The organism is Litoribacter ruber, from assembly GCF_018449405.1.
Lineage (GTDB): Bacteria > Bacteroidota > Bacteroidia > Cytophagales > Cyclobacteriaceae > Litoribacter > Litoribacter ruber.
In genome coordinates this window covers 75,119-99,296 of the sequence record NZ_JAHCMY010000001.1, presented here as the reverse complement: position 1 = coordinate 99,296, position 24,178 = coordinate 75,119, and the positions used below count along the sequence as shown (strand labels likewise).

The window sequence follows — 24,178 nt, the reverse complement described above, 5'->3', positions numbered from 1 at the left end:
CTCAAAACTTTAGTAATCCATGTTTATATTAAACCAGACCACCTCTATCGCCAACCAGTTTTTGGCGGATCTCCGAAATATTGACAGACAGCAGGACAGGATGCGCTTTCGACGTAACTTGGAGCGCTTGGGGGAAATCATGGCTTATGAGGTATCCAAAAGCCTCACTTTTGAATCACACACCATCACCACTCCCCTTGCACAAACGGAAGTGAAAAGACTAACGGATAACCCTGTAGTGATTTCGGTCATGAGGGCAGCCATTCCTTTCTACCAGGGGTTTATCAACTACTTCGATGATGCCGATAGCGGCTTCATAGGAGCCTACCGTAGGGAAGCGGAAGGTCAAGACCTGGAAATTGACCTTGATTATCTTGCAGCACCCTCGATCGAAGGCAAAGAGGTACTCATTGTAGACCCCATGCTGGCAACAGGCGGTTCCCTTCTTACCAGTATCAAACATCTATTGGTAAACGGCACCCCAAAAAAACTTCACATCATCTCTGCCATCGCAGCTCCAGAGGGCATTGAGCATGTCAAAAACAACTTGGACTTACCCCATGAGTTCTGGCTTTGCGCCTTGGATGAAAGGTTGAATGAAAAATCCTACATCGTGCCCGGACTGGGAGATGCGGGTGACTTAGCCTTTGGACAAAAACTTTAAGCATGGTTTATCTATTTTTACTGGTCGGACTTCTCATTCTGTTAATGGGAGGCAAATACTTGGTCGATGGCGCTTCTGCCATTGCCGGTAAGCTCGGCCTCAGCCCCGGGCTGATCGGTTTGACGGTAGTGTCTTTTGGCACGTCCGCACCTGAACTTCTGGTAAGCGTATCCGCGGCCCTTAAGGGAAACAGCGATATAGCCCTAGGAAACGTAATTGGTTCCAACATTTCCAACATATCCCTAGTCCTAGGAGTCAGTGCCGTTATTTTCCCCATTTCCCTTCCTAAGTCGGTAATCAAGCTGGATTATGTCTTCACCTTGGTGGTAAGCATTCTCTTTTACCTTTTGGCCATCAATGGTATCATTTCATTAATGGAGGGAATTATACTGGTGACACTGCTGATACTGATCAACTTTTACTTTTTCAAAAAAATAGAAAGAATCCCAGATGATCCTGAAGATTTGGACATGGTCAAAATCAAGGAAACACCTATTTGGAAATCTATCGCTTTAATTATACTTGGTATGGCCGGCCTCTATTGGGGTTCAGATTTGTTTATTGAAAACAGCATTGTGATTGCCCAAACCTTTGGGATCAGCGATCGGGTAATAGGTGTGACCATCATCGCCATGGGCACCAGCCTTCCAGAATTGGTGACTTCCGTGATGGCCGCCCTGAAAAAGCATACCGATATTGCCTTGGGCAACATCTTGGGTAGCAACCTAATGAATATCCTGGCTATTGTGGGTATCACAGCCATAGTCAGCCCTATTCAGGTATCCCAAATATTCCTTCAGAATGACTTCATCTGGATGCTTGGGTTTACGATTATCTTATTGCCCATTATTTTGACAAAACTCAGGATTTCCCGTTGGGAAGGAGGCCTATTGGCCGGTGGGTATGGCCTATACATTTATCTATTGTTATGATTGAGTACATCCTGACTTTTTTAACTATCTACTCTTTCTGCCTTTTCAAATTTATCGCAGGGCCTATTTTAGGCACCGCAGCGGGTTTTTCTATAGTTGAAATAGTATTTGTTACCGTATTGGGCATGATGAGCAGTGTGATCGGATTTACCTACATTGGGCAAAGATTACGCATCAGGTATCAGCAGGTATTCAAGCCCAAACGAAAAATCTTCACCAAAAACAGCAGAAGGGTAGTCAAGGTATGGCGGAATTTTGGTGCCATTGGGGTAGCTGCCATCACCCCCCTGGTGCTCACTCCCATCGGCGGAACCATCATCATGAATTCCTTTGGAGTCAAAAAAGAAAAAATCTTCACCTATATGTTGGTTAGCAGCATTTTTTGGGCCTTGATGTTTTCTTCATGTATAGACCTGCTTTTAAAAATCCCGGTGTTACAGCCTTTTCTTACTCAGGCAGTTCTTCATCAGGAAGAATTTCAATATCTTGAATCAACACTCGCTTGGCAATCTGCTGCCCTGTAAGAGTTGCTGCAAGGCCGCCTAGCGCGGTTTCCTTATACTTATTCTCCATACTGGCCCCGATTTCCCCCATGGCCTCTACACATTCATCCACAGGGATCACGGCATCCACATCAGCCAATGCAATCTGAGCAGAACTGTTGGCAATGGCCGCAGCACTGGCATTTCTCACCACACAGGGGATCTCTACCAATCCAGCCACAGGGTCACACACCAAACCAAGCATACACTGAATGGTGATGCCAACGGCATTGAAAACCTGCTCAATGCTGCCGCCCAGGCAATACACCATTGCTCCGGAGGCCATTGCCGCTGCAGAACCGGTCTCGGCCTGACAGCCTCCCACGGCCCCAGCCAAACTCGCATTCTGCTCGATGATCAAGGCAATCCCAGCACCAACCAAAAGCCCCTCCACGATGGATTCATCCGGTAAATCATGGATTTCCTGAAGGGTGTAAAGCGTTCCAGGCAGAATCCCGGATGCCCCTGCAGTAGGCGCGGCCACAACTCTACCCATGCAGCTATTGACCTCCTTAGCGGCCAAGGCACGGGAAATTAACTTTTGAAACTCCGGTGAAAGAACACTCAACTTATGGTTATAGACCTTTTTAGCCCCATTGTTGATCATTCCAGACCTACTGGTCATATCCTCTTTGAGTCCCGTTTCTACGGCTTCCCGCATCACTCGATAAGCCCTCAGGATTCCTTCCCGGATCGCCCCTTCTTCTTTGCCCTTTTGGTCTACCTCATACTCCAGCACAGGTTGATATAAAGGAACATCCTTTTCCTCACAATAGGCCTTCCAGCCCTTGAATGTTTCAAATAGGTAACTCATGTTAATTCGGGTTTATATTTCTAATCTGGCACAAAATACCACGTGATTTTTCTCCGCACAGGCCAACCCTTATAATCGGATTAACCTCTATACAAACTTAATTAAAAATTAGCCTGTTTCAGCATGCTTGGCATAAAACAAAAAATCCCCGATCTATAATGACCGGGGATCTTGACAGGGTTGGCAAGAATCAATTTCTTTCCACCTTTTTGATTATAGTATTAAATCGGATGGGCTCAAAAGGCCTTACTCTATCCATTATCAATTCCCTTTTGAATAGGTCCTCTCTTATAACTTGCGGGATTACTTGGGTGCTTGCACCATAGGCCAAGTGAGACGGGGCTATGATTTCAACATGGGAATTTGTGGTAAAGCCCAAAACGCTCTGGTCCAAAAACTTCAGGTTGTCCGGCACCCCGACACGGTAGCCAAAGCTGCCATTCTCCGCTTCACCTTTGCCAAACGGCTCCTTCTCACTCAATTCATAAATCTTGTAATTGACCACCACCCGGTCACCTGACTTCACCCTAAGGCTGTCAGCATCCCCTTCTTCGTAAACCTTGATATAGGCACCATTCTCCTGCCGCTCAAATCCTTCAATGGAATTGGACGCAAGGTAATCCTGAATACGCTGGTCCTCAATTTCAGCAAGCTCTTCCTTAGTATACACTTTTGCATACTCCACACGGATATCCAAGTTGCTGCTGGCCAAAATCAATTGCTGATATTGATACTCCCCATACCCCAACTGGGAGGGAGCGTAAATATTCAGGACCTCACCCTCACTCGCCAAACCTGAGGCAAAGTTAATAACGCGTGGCACCATGCCAGCCTCGCCATGCAGGAAGATGAGTGGATCACCATCCTCTGCAGTATGCGAATCAATAACCTTCCCGTCAATGGTCTTAATTCGATAATAAATCCCCACGATAGAGTTGTTAGTTATTTGGGGTGCATTGTCGTTCTCTATTTCTTTGGAGTAATAATACCCTACCTGTGTTTTGGTGGCTTCAATATTGTTTGATTCCATGTACGCTTTAAGCAAAGTGTCATCTCTCTCCCACACCTTGTCAATCTCATTTTCCATCGGACTAAGACAGGCGCTCATACCCAGGGCAACCACCGCGGCGGTCGCCGTTCTCAAAATCATATTCATATGTAGTAAAATTTATTTATTTTCTGAATTGGAAATTCATTCTCAAGTTGACGCCCCCGATAGAAAACTGCTGATCGATGAAGGTCATGTTTCCAAGAGGCATTTTATAGAAGGGCTCGATGGACAAAAAGGTCCCATTAGTCAAGCTATGTTCGTAGCCAAAAGATAAATTGAGCATCCTGCCAAGGTCCACTCCGCCTTCCCCACCCTCGGGGGTCAGTTCATTGGATATCACCGCGTCTGCGGCTGAACCCTGTGGACCGAAACCAAAACTTGGCTGCGTATAACTTTCAACTGTAGTCTGGTTAAGATAAACCATGCTGGAAAGCCCACTGATCACATAAAGGCCTGCCTGCGGTTTGTCCATCACTTTATATTTCAAGTTGATCGGAATATCCAAGTTGGCTATGTTCAATTCATAATTCCTTGGGCTAGGAGTAGCGGTGCTGGCGGCCGAAAACGCCATGGTTTGCATTGAATTCCGATTTAGACCATCATTGCCTGAATGGGCGGCACTGACCATCATGAGTTGCTGGTTTTGCTGCGGAATCATGCTCTGTCGGGCATATGTCACCCCCACGTCCACTTTTAGCCTCTTACTCAAAGGGATTTCAGACACCACTCCTGCCCCAAGATTCAACCCCATGGAAGTGTTTGAGTTGGATTGCGGAGCCACCAATACCCCCAACCTCATGGGGTTAGTATCTTTTTTCTTTTCGATTTCAGCGGCATCAGCCATTGACCAATCCTGAAGCTTTCGCTTGGCATCCTCCTCGGTCATTATTGGATTAATTTTCTTTTCCTCTACTTCTGTGGCCACGATCAGGTTTGTGGCTAGATTGTCCTCCATCCCACCAAAATTTCTTTCGGCTACCTTTCCAAAGGCCAATGTTCTGGATGGCAATTCAAAACCGCCAAGCTCGGGAAGTCCTTCAGGTACAAGCGCAATTGTGCTAGGAGTAAATATTTGTTCACTCGAGGTTGATACCTCCGCCTGAGCCACCATGGCCTGCGGGATGACAATTTTAGGCTGAGGTTCTTCTGTAATAACTGAAGATTCTTTCGTGCGAGCTTCTTGCAAATTCTCCACTTTTGGTGAAGCTATTGTATTTGATTGGCCGACATTTTCTTCAGCCCCTGTTTCTTTTTGTTCAATGGCTGACTCTTCCGTGATTTTAGGAGGCTTACTGGATGGGTTAGTCCATTCGGCTACCAGGGGGGCAGCCTCATTTCCATACAATAGGGGATAAAGGATAACCCCAAGGGCCAGGCATGCGGCCGCCATACCGGCCACTAGCCAAGGCCAAAGTAAAAACCGCTTTGGTTTTTCACTTGCGAAAAAGGCATCAGAAAACTTCTCCCATTCCCTGGGATCCACCTCCTCGTGATAGTCATCGAAGGAGGATTTTATTTTCTCCGCCAGTCTTTTATCGAACTGATCCTTCATCCCTTATTTCATTTAACACTATAAACTTCTCCCTCAATTTCTGCTTGGCTCTCGCCAGATAGGTTCTTGAAGAGCTGCTCGGAAACCCAAGTTCCTCCCCAATTTCCTTATGTGAAAAGCCTTCTATCTCATACATATTAAAGACAATCCTTAAAATATCGGGAAGCTCCCTAAGCATCCCCAAAATTTCCTCTTTGGTCAAATCATCCACGGCATCAGAATCGTACGACTCCGCAGCGGCTTTGTCAATTTCCAGCACGGCATAGTGCTTTTGGTTTTTCCGGTAATTGTCGATGGATGTGTTGATAATAATTCTTCGAAACCAGCCCTTAAAGCTGCTGCCGGTAGAATATTGGTCAAGTTTGCTGAAAGCCTTGAGGTAACTATCATTGACCACCTCGCAAGCTTCATCACGGGTGTTGGTATATCGAAGGGCAACGCTCATAGCATAGCCATAGAAGTGCCTGTAAAGCTTTTCTATCGCTGCTGCATTTCCGCTCTTTGCTTCCTTGATTAAATGTTGCTCCAAACTGCCGTAATTTTCCAACTTCTACTTAGACGAGGTCCTGGGGGAGAGTGCTACAATATTATTAAAAAAAGAAAGGATTGCTTCACAATCCTCACTAATTTCTTCTTTAAAAGTTGAATTTTATGTTCTGCTTAATGGCAGGATCAATGCTCAAGGCCACCGGGCAGGTTTTGGCCGCGTTTTTTATTTTCTGCAAAAACTTGGCGTCTTCCGGGGCATTGCTCCAGTGAAATTCCACCTGGATTTCCGAAATCTTCCTTGGGTCGGACTGCATCACTTTGGTAGTTTCCCATTCCAAACCATCAAGGTCCATCCCATCCCTCCGGGCTACGATTCCCATTATAGTAACCATACAGTTGGCTAGTGCAGCAGCCACCAGATCAGTGGGGGAAAAGGCCTGCCCCTGGCCATTGTTGTCAACGGGGGCATCGGTAATAATGGAGTTTCCGGATTGGAGATGCTCGGAGGTGGTACGCAAATTTCCTAAATAGGAGCTTTTTATAGTCGGCATAAACAGTTACTTTTAATTTAAAGTTTATAACTTAAGCGACAAAATTAGCGTTTAATTCCATAGAAATACATGGCCAATTCAGCAAAATATCTTTTTATCCTTCTCTTCTTGGGACTCAGCCATTTTTCCTTTGCCCAGCGAGAAGATGCCGGCGACTACGATTATGACCGGGAAGTACTCTTTGGGGTAAACAAAAACACAAACGGTGGGCTAATAGGCGGGGTGAGTGTCAAAATAGGCAACCGGATCAACGATGACCTCTTCCAATTCTATGGTTTGGAGCTGGTAAATGTGAAAAACCCGAAGGAGGTCCGGTATAATACCCCATTTGGCAACAGTTACATTTTCGGAAAGTCAAATTATTTATACTCCATCAGGCCGCATTACGGTCGGGAGCTAATCCTGTTCAAAAAAGCCCCACAACAGGGGGTACAGATCTCCATTCTTTCGGCCATCGGCCCCTCAATAGGCGTAATTGCCCCCTACTATGTGGAATATTTTGCCAGCAGAACCGAAACGGTCAGAGGTCAATATGATCCTGAAAGAGTCAGGAGCAGGTTTGAAATCACGGGCCCTGGAAGGATATTTGAAGGCATCGGAGAGTCGGAGCTGGCCATAGGTGGACATGCCAAAGCAGCCCTTTCCTTTGAGTTTGGAGTCTTCAAAAGCAATGTCACCGGAATGGAACTAGGATACCTCTTTGAGGGTTTTCATAAAACACCGGAAATCATGCCTACGGTAGAAAACAGGCAGTTTTTCCACTCCGTGTACTTCACCCTGTTTTATGGGTTTAGGAAATAGGTAAGGATGTTGGGTTTTGCGCCCTTTATCCTTAATTTTGCGATAAGCTAAGACAATACAGATGATCGAATTACCAGTAATATCCGAGGAGCAAACCAAGCGAAAAAAACCAAATTGGCTTAGGGTAAAGCTTCCTGTAGGAAAAGAATATGCCCACGTCAGAAAACTAGTAGACGAGCACAAGCTTCACACGATCTGTGAAAGCGGCAACTGTCCCAATATGGGAGAATGCTGGGGTGCGGGAACGGCTACTTTCATGATCCTTGGAAATGTATGTACACGATCTTGCTCATTCTGCGCCGTGGCCACTGGCCGCCCGCCGGAGTATGACACCGATGAGCCTAGAAGAGTAGCCGAGGCCATCAAGCTGATGCAAGTCAAGCATGCGGTAATTACATCGGTAAACCGGGATGAATTAAAAGACCGGGGTGCTGAAATCTGGTATCAAACCGTAACAGAAACCAAAAAATTGTCTCCAGAGACGACCATTGAAACCTTGATTCCCGATGTCAAATCAAACTGGGACGCCTTGTTCCGTATGATTGAAGGTGGTCAAGAGGTTGTTTCCCACAACATGGAGACCGTGGAGAGCTTATATAGAAGGGTAAGACCTCAGGCAAAATATGCCAGGTCTTTGGAACAGATCAAGCGCACCAAAGCCCATGGTATGCGTACCAAAACGGGCATCATGCTTGGGCTGGGTGAGAAGCAAGAAGAAGTTTATAAGGCGATGGACGACCTGGTTGCCCATGACTGTGATATCCTGACATTGGGGCAGTACCTTCAGCCGACCAAGATGCATATCGAGGTAGCCGAGTTTATCCATCCTGATTTGTTTGACCATTATAGAGAAGAAGGGTTAAAAAGAGGATTAAAATATGTAGAATCTGGGCCATTGGTAAGGTCTTCTTACCATGCAGAAAGACATGTTAACGTCTAAAGTGACGCAATAGCCTCACTAAAAGAACAGGGTCCACATTTTTCGAAGGTGTGGACTTTTTTTCTACCATCTTTTTGAAGCTACATAAGACACATTTCACAGCCTTGAGACCAAATCAACATCAATAACTTGCTTTACCCCACTGCTTTCCATTTATTTACCCAAAGAATAAAAAAAGCCTGAAGAAATGATCCTTCAGGCTTTTAATTATTTATCTCTAAATGGCTTATGCCATCGCTTCTTCCTCGCTTTGCTCATATTCCGTCACCGGGATACAGCTACACATCAAGTTTCTGTCACCGTAAGCAGAATCAATTCTTCTTACCGATGGCCAGAACTTATTGTTTTTCACAAATTCCAATGGATAAACAGCCTGCTGTCTACTGTAGCTGAAGTTCCACTCATCGGCCAATGCCAAAGTAGCTGTATGCGGAGCATTTTTCAACATGTTGTCTTCCTTATCCAAAGTACCGTTTTCGATAGACTTGATTTCTTCTCTGATAGCAATCATGGCATCACAGAACTTGTCCAATTCAGACACCGTCTCAGATTCGGTAGGCTCGATCATAAGGGTACCAGCTACAGGGAAGGAAACTGTTGGGGCATGGTATCCATAGTCCATCAATCGCTTGGCAATGTCCTCTACTTCGATTCCAACCTCCTTAAAGGCTCTGCAGTCCAAGATCATTTCGTGGGCCGCTCTACCTTTTGTTCCAGTATAAAGGATCGGGTAGTGCTCTTCCAGCCTTGCCTTCATGTAGTTGGCATTAAGGATGGCCATTTTGGTAGCGTTAGTCAGTCCGTCTCCACCCATCATTGCGATGTAGGCATATGAAATTGGAAGGATGGACGCACTTCCGAAAGGTGCAGCCGAAATAGCGTGGATGGCCTGCTGACCTCCTGTTTTCACAATCGGGTTGCTAGGCAGGAATGGCACAAGGTGCTCAGCCACACAGATTGGGCCCATACCTGGTCCACCTCCACCATGAGGGATACAGAAAGTTTTGTGAAGATTCAGGTGACATACGTCAGCACCGATTCTCCCTGGACTGGTCAACCCAACCTGGGCGTTCATGTTGGCACCGTCCATGTATACCTGACCGCCATTGTTGTGGATGGTCTGGCAGATCTCCTGAATAGACTCTTCAAACACACCGTGGGTAGATGGGTAAGTCACCAAAAGGGAAGAAAGGTTGTCTTTGTACTTCTCCGCTTTGGCTTTCAAATCTTCCAGATCAATATTTCCTTTTTCGTCACATTTCACAATCACCACACTCATACCCGCCATCACTGCCGATGCAGGGTTGGTACCGTGGGCTGAAGATGGGATAAGGGCAATATTTCTGTGGTGGTCGCCCCTGCTTTGGTGATAAGCTCGGATCACCATGAGGCCGGCAAATTCACCCTGAGCGCCAGAGTTAGGCTGAAGGGAGGTGTCGGCAAACCCTGTGATCTCGCTCAACCAGTTTCTCAAGTTTTGGAACATCTCATAGTATCCAGCTGCCTGGTCCTGGGGAACAAACGGGTGCATCTGCCCAAATTCAGGCCATGTCACCGGAATCATCTCCGCGGTAGCGTTCAGTTTCATGGTACAGGAGCCCAATGAAATCATGGAATGCGTCAAGCTCAAATCCTTTGACTCAAGACGCTTGATATATCTAAGCATCTCATGCTCGGAGTGGTATTGGTTGAATACCGGATGCTCCAAGTAGGATGACTTTCTCTCCAAGTTATCTGTCAATTCCAACTCAAGGCCGGCAACTTTCTCTTGAATGTCTATGGCGGTTTTATTGGTAGACTTTGCGAAAATGTGCAGGATATCCTGAACGTTTTTCAGGGTTTTCACCTCGTCAAATGAGAGAAAAATATACCCGGTTTCGTATCGGAAGTTTACCTTTGAAGAAAGAGCAAACGCCCTGATTTTCTCCTGTTGAACTTCGTCCACTTTTATTTTGATGGTATCGAAGAAATTCTTGTTTTCCTGCACAAACCCTAATTCGGCAAGACCCTGGACGGTCAATTTAGCCAAACCGTGGATTCGGGAGGCAATTTCCTTCAAGCCTTTAGGTCCATGATATACGGCATACATACCGGCCATCACTCCTAGCAATACCTGTGCGGTACAAATATTCGATGTAGCTTTTTCTCTTTTGATATGTTGCTCTCTTGTCTGAAGCGCCATCCTGTAAGCCTTATTTCCATCTCGGTCTACAGACACGCCGATGATCCTTCCCGGAATCTGTCGCTTGTAGGCTTCCTTAGTGGCAAAGTAGGCAGCATGAGGACCACCAAAACCCATTGGAACCCCTAATCTTTGGGTAGTACCCACTACCACGTCAGCACCCATTTCACCCGGAGGTGTCAAAAGTGTCAAACTCAAAAGATCGGCGGCAAAAGCTGTCAACACATCGTTTTCTTTGGCGGAAGCCACCAATTCAGAATAGTTGATTGCCTCCCCGTCAGAATTGGGGTATTGCAGCATCAAGCCGAATAATTCCGGATCAGTCAGATCCAATTCAGCCAATGGCCCAATCACCAAATCAACGCCTACCGGCACCGAACGGGTCAAAAGGATATCTTTGGTCTGAGGGAAAATCTTTTCGTCCACAAAGAACTTTGTGGCTTTCTTCTTCGATTTTGCTTTGGAAGCATAAAGAAGGGTCATCGCTTCGGCGGCAGCCGTACCCTCATCCAAAAGGGAGGCATTGGCCATTTCCATGCCGGTCAAGTCCATGACCATTGTCTGGAAATTGATCAGCGCCTCAAGACGGCCCTGTGCGATTTCTGCCTGGTAAGGTGTGTAGGCGGTATACCATCCTGGATTTTCCAATACATTTCTCAAAATCACCCCAGGCACCAGCGTATCATAATACCCTAATCCGATATAGGACTTAAAGATTTTGTTTTTGGAAGCCAGCTTTTTGAACTCGTTTAAAAAGGCCGCTTCTGACTTAGCTTCAGGAAGCTGCAGACTTTGCTCAGACCTAATGGCCTTAGGCACGGTTTGGTCTATTAATTCATCAACAGAAGACACACCAATTTTCTCCAACATGTGGGCGATATCCGCTTGGGAAGGCCCATTATGCCGGTGTTCAAATTTAACTGAGGGATCTAGATTAATTTTCATATCAGCTGATAGAAGTTATATGATTTGGGTTATATCCAAGGTATTTTTGGTTGTGCAAATGTATAAATTATTGATGGATAATGATTTTAAAATCCAAAGATTTATACCCATTTTGCCGACCGATCATGGAATTCAATTTTAATCTACTAATTAAAATTTTTAGTTTTAGGTTCAAAAAAACAACACGCACAACAAAATAGTATGAAGAAAAGATATCTTTTGGCAGGCGCAATGGCATATTTGATGTCATGGCAGGTGTCGGCTCAGGATGCTACGGCGATCAAATACGCCTCCACCATCACTGAAGCTGACTTGGAAGAATACCTCACTTATTTGGCCTCCGACGAAATGGAAGGCCGTGAAACCGGTGAGAAGGGCCAGAAAATGGCCGCCGAATATTTAGTGAATTTTTACAAAGAAATAGGCCTGGACGGCCCGGTAGACGGAGATTACCTTCAGAAATTCGAACTTGCCAATGTGAAATGGGGCGATATTTCCCTGAAAATAGGCAACCAGAAACTGACTAATAACGAGGACTTCGTATTTATCGGCGACGGGAACATGAGACGTTCTGAAAAGAAAGACCTTGTATTCCTGGGACTTGCTAATGAAGAAAACCTCTCAAAAGTAGACGTAAAAGATAAACTGGTAGGCATCTGGGCAATCGGCGGAAGAGCTCAAAACGTAATCCAGGACATCATGGATGCCGGAGCAGCCGGTGCCGTGATCGTAACCATGGAAGGGCAGGCCAATTTTGACCGTATCGCAAACCGTTACAAAGCGCTTTCCGGAAGAGGAAGACTCGGTTTTGACTCCGAAGACAAGCAGCAGCCGGTATTCATGGTGAGCAGCAACAAAATGGCGGAGATTTTTGATTCTTCAGTAGAAGAGCTTAAAGAAGCCGCCAAAAACGACCCTTCGGTAATCAAAAGCCAGAAAGCCACCTTCCAAGTGAAGAAAAACAAGGAAATGGTCGGTACGGAAAACGTGATGGCTTACCTTGAGGGTACCGATAAAAAAGAGGAGGTTTTGGTAATTTCTTCACACTATGACCACATCGGAATCGACAGCCAAGGAAGAATCAACAACGGCGCAGATGATGATGGATCAGGGACAGTTTCCGTAATGGAGATCGCCCAGGCTTTTGCCAAGGCTGCCGAAGATGGTCACAGACCAAGAAGAAGCATCCTTTTCCTAAACGTAACCGGTGAGGAAAAAGGACTTCTAGGCTCACAATACTATGCTGAAAATCCAATTTTCCCCTTGGAAAACACCGTCAACAACATTAACATCGATATGGTGGGAAGAATTGACTATGAATACCAGGATGCCGAAGACCAAGACTATGTGTATGTGATCGGTTCTGAAATGCTTTCAAGCCATTTGAAAACCATCAATGAATACAATAACATCACTTACACTGGCCTGAAACTCGACTACAGATATGATGCTGAGGATGATCCAAACAGATTCTATTACAGATCCGATCATTACAATTTTGCAAAGCACGATATCCCTGTTATCTTCTTCTTCAACGGCGTGCACGATGACTATCACCAGCACACGGATACGGTGGACAAAATCGAATTCCCGTTGATGACCAAAAGAGCCAGGTTGATATTCCATACCTCATGGGATTTGGCCAACAGAGATGAAAGAACTCCTGTAGACGGAACGAATACCCGAACAGACAGATAAAAAAGACCGGAAACGGATAACCAATAAAAGCCTTTGAGCGTCAAGCTTAAAGGCTTTTTTTTTGACTTAAAACATCTAATTATATAATCCTACCGTCTTCCATTTCTATAATCCTGTCTGTCCCTTTGGCAAATTCATCGTCGTGGGTGACGATAAGCATGGTCTGGTGAAATTCAGTGGCTAGCTCCTTGAAAATATTAAAGACGATATCGCTATTGGATTTGTCCAGATTCCCGGTAGGCTCATCCCCCATGATGATTAGGGGATCATTAATCAGTGCTCTGGCTATGGCTACCCTTTGCTTTTGACCACCGGAAAGTTGGTGTACTTTTTTGAGCGCATGGCTTTCCATTCCAAAGATCCTAAGTTTCTCCATTGCCCTGTGTTCGATTTCCTCTGGACTGTACCTCCCCAGCTTCATGGCGGGGATTTTCACATTTTCCAAAGCTGAGAATTCGTTGAGCAAATAATGAAACTGGAATACAAAGCCTATTTTCTCATTTCTGATCCTAGAAAGAATCTTTGCATCCAGCCCGGTCACCAGTTCATTTTCTATATACAATTGCCCTTCATAGTCAGTATCCATGGTGGAAAGGATGTAAAGCAACGTCGATTTTCCGCATCCGGACTTGCCCATAACGGAAACGAACTCTCCTTTTTTAACGTCCAGACAAACCTCCTTTAGCACCTGAGTTTTTTCAGGACTATAGAAATATTTACTTACATTCTGGGTTCTCAATACACTGCTTCTCTGCATATCATCCATTATTTCCCCCTTATGATATCCACAGGGTCAATCTTACTGGCTTTCTTGGCTGGAAAATATCCGGCAAAATAGGTGGTCACTATGCTAAACACTCCCGCAATCACATAATACTTGGGGTTGAAATCTACGGGAAAGGTTTTGATGGTGGGCAAGGCCTCCGTTTCAAATGGAATCCGCTCGATGCCCAATCCGGCCAGGAAGCCAAATACAAGACCCAAAGCCCCACCCACAACCCCGATGATCAGCGCAATGATGATAAAAATCAAATTGACATCCCGGCCCGAAAAGCCAATGGCCTTCAGGATGGCAATGGTATCCATCTTCTCATAAATCATCATGTTGAGGATGTTATAAATACCAAAACCCGACACCACCAAAAGGGTGATTCCCACGGCATAGCTGATCAGGGACCGCACTTGTGTCCCTGTTTCAAATTGTGCGTTCACGGTTTGGATATCGTCCGCATCCACTTGGTAGACTTCTGCCAGCTCTCTTGCCATTGCGGGAGCCAGGTTTAAATCATGAAGCTTGACCTGAATATCTGTCACGTACGAGGCCGGTTCACCCAGCATCTTTTGCACAGTATTTATTGATGCATAGCTTTGTACATTGTCCACATCCCCAAGTCCTGACTGAAAATACCCCACCACCTTTAGTTGCATTCGGTTACCTTGGGCAGTGGTCACCTGGATCAAATCCCCGATTTCGGCTAGCATTCTGTCTGCTGCCCCCTTGCCCAGAATCACACTGTTCAGCGTATTATTTAAATCCTGCACATTCCCAGTGGTCACATAATCCTCAAATGCAAAAAGGTCTGCTTCCTTGGCCACATCCACCCCGTTGACCACCCCGGTGATGTCGATGGTCCCTACATTATAAAACACCTGCGCGGTGATCCTTGGCGTGACTCCCAGCACACGCGGATCTCTGGAAAGACTTTCCATAATCGGCCCACTGTTGTGTATATCCAGTCTGGAAGCGCTTGGTTTGATGGATCGGATCACATGGTGGGTCTCCCGGTCAAAAAGCTGAATCGGTTGGTTTGGATTTGGTTTCACCTCATTGTAAAAGCGGATGTGGGGAGTACGGTTGAGGATCAACCCGTCGAGCATGGAGTTTAGACCATTCATGAAACCAAGTAGCGCCACAAACATGGTGATGCTAAACACCACCCCCACCCCGGCCACAATGGTCTGCTTTCCTCTGGCCACCATCAAGGCCCAGGCAAGTTCGGTAATTAGGCCCCATTTCATGGTCTTCTGATAAGTTTGGTCCCTTCCCCCACCCCTTCGATCAATTCGGCCATCTGAAAATCCCTGATGCCCAATTTTACCTCCAACGTATCCATTTGTTCCGTGACTACATAGTTGTCCTGATGAACAAAGCTCCTTGGCACCAGCAAAGCTTCCTTGCTTTCCTTTATCAAAATATTGGCCTCCAAAGTCAGAAAGGGGAAAAGCTGCTCTGGCTCTCTGGTAAAGACCGCCTCCACTGTAAAACTTTTGCTTGCCTGATTAAGAATGGGGTTGATCTTGGTGACTATCGCTTCAAAGGTCTGCCCACGGTAGCTGTCCATGCTCACGAATATCTTCTGGCCTGTGCGGACTTTTACAATGTCATATTCATCCACCTGCAATTCGAGAAAATATTTACCCGCCTGGCCAAGCACCGCTAAGGGCGTCTGTGGAGAGACCAGCTCCCCTTTCTCTCTTAGCATAGAAAACACCACCCCATCCACACGTGAGGTCACCAAAAAATCATCCTCCATTGCCCTACTGATTTTTAAGTTTTGGTAGGCCTGCCTGTCCTGAAAATCGATTTCACGCTTGAGTTCTTGGTACCGGATTTTACTGGACTGGTATTGGGTGGCAGAATTCCTGAAGTTTAGTTCGCGCCTTTCCATTTCGGTTTCCGTGCCCACCCCCTGGCTTCTCAGTCTCTTTTGCCTTTCCAGCATCAGAGAATCATTCTCCAATTGGCTCTTCGCTAGCTCCACGGCGATTTCCAAGTCTCTCAACCGGCTCTGGTTAGCCTGCCGGTCGGCATAGGCCCTGGCCAGTTCGGCGCTTTCCCGGTTTAACCTCCCCGACTCGTTATAGATAGAAATAATAGGATCGCCTATTTTCACCGTATCGCCTTCCTGTACATACACCTCATCGACCAGCCCTGACACCGTGGCATATGCCTGGTATTGTCCAAGGCTTTTGACTATCCCGGAAGCATATACGGATTCGGAAATATTGCCTCTTTTTACCGTTGCCTTCTCATAATTTTCTCCACAGGAAACAAAAAATCCCAGACAGCATCCAAGCAAAAAAATTTTCCTTAATAGATTCATGACCTGATAAGTTGAAGCTCATTTAAATATAAGTAAAAGTAGCCACATGCAAGTCTTAAAAAAATGACCTAGCTCATAAAAAAAAGCTCCACAAGTGGAGCTTCTCAATATTATGACCGTTTTTTATTCTTACCCTGGGTTTTCATCTGGTTACGGTTTTTCTTGGCTTTTTGGCGCTGATGCTTTCTTGGATCGGCTGCCGGCTTTTCATGGGGATTGGTTTTCGGCCTGGCCTTTTTCTCATGGAAGGCGCCCAGGTAATCCGGATCCGCTTTTTTCTTCTGGTTGTCAATCTCCCTGGCATAAGCCTGTTTTTCTGAAAACGGCGTATCCACTACCGTCACTTCCGCTGGAATGTGGCTTTCCGGCACCGGCATCCTGATGATCTCTTCGATCTTTTCAAAATGAAATTCCTCCACAGGATTCACAAAGGTGATGGCCTTTCCTTCCTGCTCCGCACGTCCCGTACGCCCGATCCTGTGCACGTAATCCTCGTAGATCAATGGCACATCAAAATTGATCACATGGCTCACCATGGAAATATCCAGCCCCCTGGAAGCCACATCTGTTGCCACCAGGATCCGGATATCCCCTGCCTTAAACTGCTCCATGGAATTGATGCGAGTATTCTGCCCCTTGTTGGCATGGATCACCCGCACTTCTCCCAGCTTTTTCCTTTCTATATAATTAAATACCTCCTCGGCATTTTTCCTGGATTTGGTAAAAATCATCGCCCTCTTCACTTCCTCGCCTTGGAGGATATGCTCCAGCAGGTTGATCTTGGTTTTGATGTTGGGCACCAGATATTTTACCTGATCGATGGTTTCTGCCGTGGTCGCTTGGGGAGCCACTTCTATCCGCTCGGGAAACTCCAGAAATTCCTGACTAAGGATCTCCACCTTGTCAGCAAAGGTGGCGGAAAACAACAGGTTTTGCCTTTTTACGGGCAGGATCTCAAGTATAGACCGGATCTGGCGCATAAAGCCCATATCCATCATCTTGTCGGCTTCATCCATCACCATGGTTTTGATCTCCTTGACAAAAATCGCCCCCCTGCTGTATAGGTCCACAAATCTCCCGGGCGTGGATACGATTACGTCCACTCCTTGTTGGATTTTTTCAATTTGGGTGGTGGGGCCTATTCCGCCATACAGACACACGTACCTCAGGTCCGTGTATTTGCCAAACTGCAGGATAGCTTCCTCAATCTGCATCACCAGCTCCCGTGTGGGCGCCAACACCAGCGCTCGGGGATGCATCCCTTGCGCATATTTGATTTTCATCAGAATAGGAAGCACATAGGCGGCCGTCTTCCCGGTGCCCGTTTGGGCGATCCCTAAAACATCATGCCCGGCTAGTGCCAACGGGATGGCCTTAGCCTGGATAGGTGTGGGTTTTTCAAAACCTGCCTCCCGGACAGCTTCCAAAAGCTGCTTATTTAATTTAAATTCTTCAAAACTTACGGGGCTGTCCGACATGTTTACTATTTTTAAGGATACAATTTGAGAAATATTAAAAGCAGAAATTCCATAAGTAAGTTCAAAACCTATGAAAAGCATCTTAATAACAAATGCAAATATAGTAAATGAAGGACAGATATCCCTAGGAGACGTATTGGTAAGGGACGGGCTCATCTTTGTAGCCGGGGGTGACCTCAGCGAGCATGAAGCCGACATCCATATTGACGCCAAGGGCAAATACCTCCTCCCGGGCATCATTGACGACCAGGTGCATTTCAGGGAGCCGGGACTTACCCATAAAGCAGATATCAAAACAGAAAGCAGGGCCGCCGTGGCCGGAGGGATCACTTCCTACATGGAAATGCCCAATACCGTCCCCCAGTCCACCACCATTGAACTGCTGGAGGAGAAATATAAAATCGCTTCCCAAACTTCCCTGGCCAATTACTCTTTTTATCTGGGGGCCACCAATGACAACCTGGATGAACTGTTGAAAGTAGACCCCCAGAATGTTTGTGGAATAAAAGTTTTTCAGGGCTCCTCCACCGGCAATATGCTGGTGGACAATCTGGAAACTTTGGAAAAGATCTTTGAAAAAAGCCCCATCTTAATCGCCACCCACAGCGAAAATGATGATATCATCAGGGCCAATTTTGTAAAATACCAGCAAGAATTTGGGGAAGATATCCCCATCAAATACCACCCCTTGATCCGTTCGGCAGAAGCATGCTATGATGCCTCGAAGAAAGTAGTAGACTTGGCGCGTAAACACGGAACAAAGTTGCACATCCTCCATATCAGCACCGCCAAAGAGGTCAGTCTATTTGACAACACCATTCCTTTGGAAGAAAAAAGAATCACCGCAGAGGCCTGTGTGCACCATTTATGGTTTACCGATGAGGATTATGATGAAAAAGGCACGCTCATCAAATGGAACCCTGCGGTAAAAAGTGCCGCCGACCGAGATGAAATCCTCAAAGGCGTACTGGACAACCGAATCGATGTGATCGCCACCGACCATGCCCCCCACACCAAAGAGGAAAAAGCCAACAAATATGCCAATGCCCCATCAGGAGGTCCCTTGGTTCAGCACAGCCTAGTGGCCATGCTGGAAATGTACCATCAGAAGAAAATCAGCCTGGAAGCCATAGTCCAGAAAATGTGTCACCATCCTGCTATTCTTTTCGAAGTGGAAAAACGGGGCTATATCCGTCCAAGCTTCCATGCCGACTTGGTATTGGTGGACCTGGACAACCCATGGGAAGTAACAGCCGAAAACGTGCTTTCCAAATGCGGCTGGTCACCTTTTGAAGGACAAACTTTCAAGTCAAGAGTGACCCATACGATCGTTTCCGGGCACTTGGCGTACGAAAACGGCATATTTCATGAAGAGAAAATGGGAGAAAGATTAAAATTTTCAAGAAAATAACTTCCTGGCTATTGCATCGAATATATCAAAATACTACCTTTGCAATCCATTCAGGAAACAGTTTCTGAAAAAGACTTCAAACGGTGGTTGTAGCTCAGCTGGTTAGAGCGCTGGTTTGTGGATCCAGAGGTCGCCGGTTCGAACCCGGTCTTCCACCCTAAACCCCTTGACGACTCAAGGGGTTTTCTTTTTTCAGCCCGGCAATTAATTTTGTTGGCATTTTAATTGTTCTCTGTGACTTAAATTAAACCAATAATCGGCAATGTTTACATTATTTAAATCTTCGCCCGTATTTCCCAAGGTGAAACCTGTGGATTTGCGTTTTATTAACCTGTATTTAAACAAGTTCGACGAATCCCTCCGCAATTGGGAGGAACTGCAAAAAGACTCAACATCAGTAGCCCAATAACATTAGACCATCTCCGGATGGTCTTTTTTTTGCGCTTTTGTTTTTCTTTCCCCCACAAAAAGGTATTTTTATGGTTATACAAACAGTATCAAACCACTAACCTATGAGCTACATACACTTTGATAAGACTCAACTTATCAATTTGAATTATTCTTTGGAGAAAGAAATAATCCGGGCCAACAAATCCGGCTGTTACACCAATTCTACCATTATTGGCTGCAACACCAGAAAATATCACGGTCTCCTGGTCGCCCCGCAACCCCAAATAGATTCCCAGCACCATGTAATGCTATCCAATGTCCATGAGACGGTGGTGCAGCACGGAGCCAGTTTCAACCTTGGAATTGCCAAATACCCGGGCACTTATTCCCCGCGCGGACATAAATACCTAGAGGATTTTGATACCGAACCCATCCCGAAGCTTACTTATAGGGTTGGGGGTGTTTTGTTGCAAAAGGAAATCATCCTGGATTCCAACCGGGACCGGGTGATGATCAGGTACACACTTTTGGAGGCACACAGCCCTACCAAGTTGAGGCTCCAGCCGTTTTTGGCGTTCCGTGGCCACCACAGTCTATCCAAGGCCAATACCTATTTAAACAAAAAATATAAAAAAGCTGACCAGGGTGTCGTGTTTAGGCTATACGATGCCTACGATCCACTTTATTTACAGCTTTCGAAGAAAAATGAATTTGTGCCCGCCCCGGATTGGTATTACGACATTGAGTATATCCGCGAAAGGGAAAGGGGCTATGATTATCATGAGGATCTCTATGTGCCAGGTTATTTTGAGGTAGAGATCACCAAGGATGAGCCCGTTATATTTTCGGCGGGTCTCCAGGAAGCCAAAGCGGCCACCAGAAAACAGTCCTTCGAAAAAGAAGTAGCCAGAAGGTTCCCGAGAAACAATTTTGCAAACTGCCTTAAAAATTCAGCAGGCCAATTTATTGCCAAAAGGGATGGAAAAACCCATGTCATTGCAGGCTTCCCCTGGTTTGGCTGGTGGGGTAGGGACACATTTATAGCAGCACCAGGCCTCACCCTTACTTTGGGCCAAAAAGAAACCTTCCTTGAAATCATGGAAACCATGACCAGAGACATGAAGGGCCCCTTATTCCCCAATGTGGGTAGCGGTGTGGATACCAACATGAATTCCCTGGATGCGCCGTTATGGTATTTTTGGGCATTGCAGCAATATGTCATTTTCACTGAAGACGAAGCTACAATCAAGGATAAACACCTCAAATACATGAAGCAAATCATCGATGGCTTCATAGCGGGAACTGATTTCAACATTCGTGTATTGGAAAACGGTTTGCTTTGCGGAGGGGAGGAAGGCAAAGCCCTCACCTGGATGGACGCTGTGACCGACGACGGCCCCGTGACACCGAGGATCGGTTGCCCAGTTGAGATCAACGCACTTTGGTACAATGCACTTTGTTTTTACTATTCTCTTTCCGGAGAAGAAAACATTAACGAACTTGCACAAAAAGTCAGAAACTCCTTTGAGGAAAACTTTTGGGATGATCGAAAAGGTTATTTGGCAGATGTAGTCAATGGAGAGGAGAAAGATTGGTCCATCAGGCCCAATATGATTTTTGCCACCTCGCTGCCTTTCAGAGCCCTATCTGACTTTCAAAACGATTCAATTCTGGAAACGGCCCGGGCAAAACTGCTTACCACCCGCGGATTGAGAACCCTTGCCCCTGACGATCCCCGTTACAAAGGATATTATCAAGGCAATCAGTATCAACGGGACAACGCATACCATCAAGGCACAGTTTGGCCCTGGTTGCTCGGTCATTTTATGGAAGGCTATCTACGCATCCACGGAGATAAAGGCAAAAACCTTATCGAAAAAACCATCACGGCTTTTGATGAGGTGATGACCCAATATGGCGTGGGCACCGTCGCGGAAATCTACGACGGCGATCCGCCCCACCGTCCAAAAGGAGCAATATCCCAAGCCTGGAGTGTGGGAGAAATGCTCAGGATGATGCATCTAGTCAATAAACTTTAATTTTTTGAATCCCCTTGCCACCCTCAAGGGCATTCATGGAGCCACTTAACCCGAAACGCATGAAAGTATTAATGTTTGGTTGGGAATTTCCGCCTCATATATCCGGAGGACTCGGTACCGCATGTTACGGTCTGGTCAAAGGGATGATGCACAATAACCAAGAAATTATTTTTGTTGTACCCAAACTCTGGGGCGATGAAGATCCGGTAGCTGATTTTGTCAATGCCAGTGACATTGAAATCGACTATCGGGAGAGGAGATTTCAAGAGGTCTGGAAAAATCTCACGTATATGGAGGTCAGCTCTTTCCTTGTCCCCTACTTGGGGCCCGAAGAATTCACCAAATTCACTGATTATAGTGAACATGACCATTTTGATGTAGAGGATAGTGTATTTGCCCAAAAATATTCCTTCAGCGGAAAGTATGGAAAAGACCTTTTTATGGAAGTTTCGCGCTATGCACTGGTAGCGGCTCAAATCTCCAAGAATAAGGACCACGATATCATACATGCCCACGACTGGCTGGCCTTTCCTGCGGGGATTGCAGCCAAGCAGATCAGCGGCAAACCACTGATCGCACACGTTCACGCCACGGAATTTGACCGATCTGGTGAGCATGTCAACCAGAAAGTTTACGATATAGAAAGGGCTGGAATGGAAGCTGCCGACCACATTTTGGCTGTCAGCCAGCTGACCAAAAACACCATTATCAGCCGTTACGGAATTTCTCCTGACAAAATCACCGTGATTCATAACGCGGTGATGGACACCAGCATCATACAGCACAACGCGCGAAAAAAAGTCCCCGAAAAAATCGTGACCTTTCTCGGAAGGGTTACTTTCCAAAAAGGACCGGAATACTTCATTGAAGCCGCAAACAAAGTAATAAAACGTGATCCCAATGTCAGGTTTGTGATGGCGGGATCGGGCGATCTCCTCCACAGGATGATCTCACGGGTGGCCGAGCTCCGCATCAGCACCAAATTCCATTTCACCGGATTTCTAAAAGGTGCCGATGTGGATGAAATGTTTGCCATTTCGGATGTGTATGTGATGCCATCTGTTTCCGAACCTTTCGGGATTTCACCCCTAGAGGCGGTGAGGCACAATACCCCGGTGATTATATCCAAGCAGTCGGGGGTGGCAGAGGTATTGCACAATGCGATCAAGGTGGACTTCTGGGATATCGATTCCATGGCGGACTCCATCTTTGCCCTGCTTCATTACGAAGGCATTTCCAGGATGTTCAAGGAACTTGGAAGCCAGGAATTAAAGAAATTAAAATGGGAACATGTGGCCAAAAAAGTCATAGACACCTATAAAACCACTATAAATCAATAACCTATGAGAACCATTTGTTTTTATTTTCAAGTACACCAACCTTACCGACTCAAACCCTACAGATTTTTCGACATCGGTGAAGACCACGATTATTACGATTCTTTTGGGAACAAAAATATAATGAGGAAGGTGGCCGAAAAATGCTATCTGCCTATGAACGCCCTACTTCTTGAGCTTATCGAGCAACATCAGGGCAAATTCAAAGTCTGCTTCTCCATTTCGGGAACAGCCCTCGACCAATTTGAGCAGTATGCACCCGATGTCTTGGAAAGCTTTCAGAAACTTGTCGAAACGGGCCATGTAGAGCTTCTAAATGAAACCTACACCCACGCCCTTTGCGCACTGAAAAGCAAGGAGGAGTTTCATGACATGGTCAAGAAGCACCAAAAGAGGATCAAGGAGCTTTTTGATGGTTATACCCCCACGGTGTTCAGAAATACCGAATTGATTTATTCCGATACCATCGGTGAAATGGTGGCGGAGCTTGGCTACAAGGCTATCTTGACAGAAGGTGCCAAGCATATTTTGGGATGGAAGAGCCCTAATTATGTCTATGTGAATGCCATCGAGCCCAAACTTAAAGTGTTGCTAAAAAACTTCCGACTCAGCGATGATATAGCCTTTAGGTTTTCCGAAAGAAGCTGGGCGGATTGGCCGCTCACTACAGAAAAATTTGTAGACTGGATCAACCAAATCCCGCCGGAAGAAGAGGTGATCAACCTGTTTATGGATTACGAGACCTTTGGGGAGCACCAATGGGCTGAAAGCGGTATCTTTGATTTCATGAGGCATCTACCCGAGGCGGTAATGAAATACTCCAATTACACCTTCTCCACGCCTTCTGAAGTGGCAGAAAACATCCCACCTGTAGGCAAAATCCACGTCCCTACCCCGATTTCTTGGGCGGATGAAGAACGTGACCTTACCGCCTGGTTGGGCAACGACCTGCAGGATGAGGCTTTCGACAGGCTTTATGAGTTGGAGGAACTGGTAAATGCCTCAGATGATCCGGACATACATAGAGACTGGAAATATCTGCAGACCAGTGACCACTTCTATTACATGTGTACCAAGTTTTTTGCCGACGGGGACATTCACACCTATTTTAGCCCTTACGAGAATCCCTATGAGGCATTTATCAATTATATGAATGTACTGAGCGATTTCATGCTAAGGCTGAAAAACGTGAAAGTGGAAAGCAAATCGTAATCAAATCTCCACAACTTACAAATCACCTTCGGAAATTTCGAAGGTG

The 24,178-nt window shown here is 46.0% G+C and carries 20 protein-coding genes and 1 tRNA gene; 11 read left to right on the top strand and 10 right to left on the bottom strand.

The genetic code is table 11. From position 1 onward, the window contains the following. The first annotated feature begins 19 nt into the window (after window positions 1–19). Genes upp through KI659_RS00420 form a run of 3 tightly spaced genes read left to right on the top strand, consistent with a single transcriptional unit; the run spans window position 20 to window position 2,120 of the window. Window positions 20–664 carry a uracil phosphoribosyltransferase gene (gene upp, locus KI659_RS00430; RefSeq protein WP_213943372.1) on the top strand — a complete coding sequence of 215 codons (645 nt, stop codon included), beginning with the start codon at window positions 20–22 and terminating at the stop codon, window positions 662–664. A gap of 2 nt (window positions 665–666) precedes the next feature. Further along, a complete protein-coding gene (locus KI659_RS00425; protein ID WP_213943371.1) occupies window positions 667–1,596 on the top strand; it encodes a calcium/sodium antiporter in 930 nt (309 codons plus the stop codon). After that, window positions 1,593–2,120: a hypothetical protein gene (locus KI659_RS00420; RefSeq protein ID WP_246535237.1), complete on the top strand. Its 528-nt coding sequence runs from the start codon at window positions 1,593–1,595 to the stop codon at window positions 2,118–2,120. Before KI659_RS00425 ends, KI659_RS00420 begins: the two co-directional genes overlap by 4 nt. Here the strand turns inward: KI659_RS00420 and sdaAA are convergent. The 5 genes from sdaAA to KI659_RS00395 all read right to left on the bottom strand — a co-directional run bounded on the left by sdaAA (window position 2,044) and on the right by KI659_RS00395 (window position 6,595). Then, entirely contained in the window at window positions 2,044–2,952 is a 909-nt protein-coding gene (sdaAA, locus tag KI659_RS00415; protein WP_213943370.1) for an L-serine ammonia-lyase, iron-sulfur-dependent, subunit alpha, read from the bottom strand. The genes KI659_RS00420 and sdaAA overlap by 77 nt on opposite strands. Window positions 2,953–3,142: 190 nt before the next feature. After that, entirely contained in the window at window positions 3,143–4,108 is a 966-nt protein-coding gene (locus tag KI659_RS00410; RefSeq protein WP_213943369.1) for an FKBP-type peptidyl-prolyl cis-trans isomerase, read from the bottom strand. A gap of 16 nt (window positions 4,109–4,124) precedes the next feature. After that, window positions 4,125–5,555, bottom strand: coding sequence for an outer membrane beta-barrel protein (locus tag KI659_RS00405; protein ID WP_213943368.1), 1,431 nt, complete (start codon window positions 5,553–5,555; stop codon window positions 4,125–4,127). Further along, a complete protein-coding gene (locus KI659_RS00400) occupies window positions 5,536–6,084 on the bottom strand; it encodes an RNA polymerase sigma factor (RefSeq protein WP_213943367.1) in 549 nt (182 codons plus the stop codon). Before KI659_RS00400 ends, KI659_RS00405 begins: the two co-directional genes overlap by 20 nt. A gap of 106 nt (window positions 6,085–6,190) precedes the next feature. Further along, complete coding sequence (locus tag KI659_RS00395) at window positions 6,191–6,595, bottom strand: OsmC family protein (RefSeq protein ID WP_213943366.1); 405 nt, start codon at window positions 6,593–6,595, stop codon at window positions 6,191–6,193. 69 nt (window positions 6,596–6,664) lie between these two features. On the opposite strand from KI659_RS00395, the gene KI659_RS00390 reads away from it, so the two are divergent. After that, the gene (locus KI659_RS00390; RefSeq protein ID WP_213943365.1) at window positions 6,665–7,396 is read left to right on the top strand and encodes a hypothetical protein; all 732 of its coding nucleotides are present in this window, start codon (window positions 6,665–6,667) and stop codon (window positions 7,394–7,396) included. Window positions 7,397–7,457: 61 nt separating this feature from the next. Further along, window positions 7,458–8,336 (top strand): lipoyl synthase, encoded by an 879-nt coding sequence (gene lipA, locus KI659_RS00385; protein ID WP_213943364.1) that lies wholly within the window; start codon window positions 7,458–7,460, stop codon window positions 8,334–8,336. Window positions 8,337–8,562: 226 nt separating this feature from the next. Here lipA and gcvP read toward each other — a convergent pair whose 3' ends face one another. Continuing rightward, window positions 8,563–11,463, bottom strand: a complete 2,901-nt coding sequence (gcvP, locus tag KI659_RS00380; RefSeq protein WP_213943363.1) for an aminomethyl-transferring glycine dehydrogenase — start codon at window positions 11,461–11,463, stop codon at window positions 8,563–8,565. Window positions 11,464–11,664: 201 nt separating this feature from the next. Between gcvP and KI659_RS00375 the strand changes: the two genes are divergently transcribed. Further along, window positions 11,665–13,161, top strand: coding sequence for a M28 family peptidase (locus tag KI659_RS00375; RefSeq protein WP_213943362.1), 1,497 nt, complete (start codon window positions 11,665–11,667; stop codon window positions 13,159–13,161). Window positions 13,162–13,240: 79 nt separating this feature from the next. Here the strand turns inward: KI659_RS00375 and KI659_RS00370 are convergent, their stop codons facing one another. The 4 genes from KI659_RS00370 to KI659_RS00355 all read right to left on the bottom strand — a co-directional run bounded on the left by KI659_RS00370 (window position 13,241) and on the right by KI659_RS00355 (window position 17,743). Then, window positions 13,241–13,918 carry an ABC transporter ATP-binding protein gene (locus tag KI659_RS00370; protein WP_213943361.1) on the bottom strand — a complete coding sequence of 226 codons (678 nt, stop codon included), beginning with the start codon at window positions 13,916–13,918 and terminating at the stop codon, window positions 13,241–13,243. 8 nt (window positions 13,919–13,926) lie between these two features. Then, window positions 13,927–15,180 (bottom strand): ABC transporter permease, encoded by a 1,254-nt coding sequence (locus KI659_RS00365; protein ID WP_213943360.1) that lies wholly within the window; start codon window positions 15,178–15,180, stop codon window positions 13,927–13,929. Further along, window positions 15,177–16,265 carry an efflux RND transporter periplasmic adaptor subunit gene (locus KI659_RS00360; protein WP_213943359.1) on the bottom strand — a complete coding sequence of 363 codons (1,089 nt, stop codon included), beginning with the start codon at window positions 16,263–16,265 and terminating at the stop codon, window positions 15,177–15,179. The genes KI659_RS00365 and KI659_RS00360 overlap by 4 nt, the downstream gene beginning before the upstream one ends. A 110-nt stretch (window positions 16,266–16,375) precedes the next feature. Next, entirely contained in the window at window positions 16,376–17,743 is a 1,368-nt protein-coding gene (locus KI659_RS00355) for a DEAD/DEAH box helicase (protein WP_213943358.1), read from the bottom strand. Window positions 17,744–17,813: 70 nt separating this feature from the next. Between KI659_RS00355 and KI659_RS00350 the strand changes: the two genes are divergently transcribed. The 5 genes from KI659_RS00350 to KI659_RS00330 all read left to right on the top strand — a co-directional run bounded on the left by KI659_RS00350 (window position 17,814) and on the right by KI659_RS00330 (window position 24,132). Continuing rightward, a complete protein-coding gene (locus KI659_RS00350; protein ID WP_213943357.1) occupies window positions 17,814–19,154 on the top strand; it encodes a dihydroorotase in 1,341 nt (446 codons plus the stop codon). Between the two features lie 82 nt (window positions 19,155–19,236). After that, window positions 19,237–19,312 (top strand) — tRNA-His (locus tag KI659_RS00345). 354 nt (window positions 19,313–19,666) lie between these two features. Next, the gene (locus tag KI659_RS00340; protein ID WP_213943356.1) at window positions 19,667–21,583 is read left to right on the top strand and encodes an amylo-alpha-1,6-glucosidase; all 1,917 of its coding nucleotides are present in this window, start codon (window positions 19,667–19,669) and stop codon (window positions 21,581–21,583) included. Between the two features lie 59 nt (window positions 21,584–21,642). After that, entirely contained in the window at window positions 21,643–22,923 is a 1,281-nt protein-coding gene (locus KI659_RS00335) for a glycosyltransferase family 4 protein (RefSeq protein WP_213943355.1), read from the top strand. 3 nt (window positions 22,924–22,926) lie between these two features. After that, complete coding sequence (locus KI659_RS00330; protein WP_213943354.1) at window positions 22,927–24,132, top strand: glycoside hydrolase family 57 protein; 1,206 nt, start codon at window positions 22,927–22,929, stop codon at window positions 24,130–24,132. Window positions 24,133–24,178: the final 46 nt, after the last annotated feature.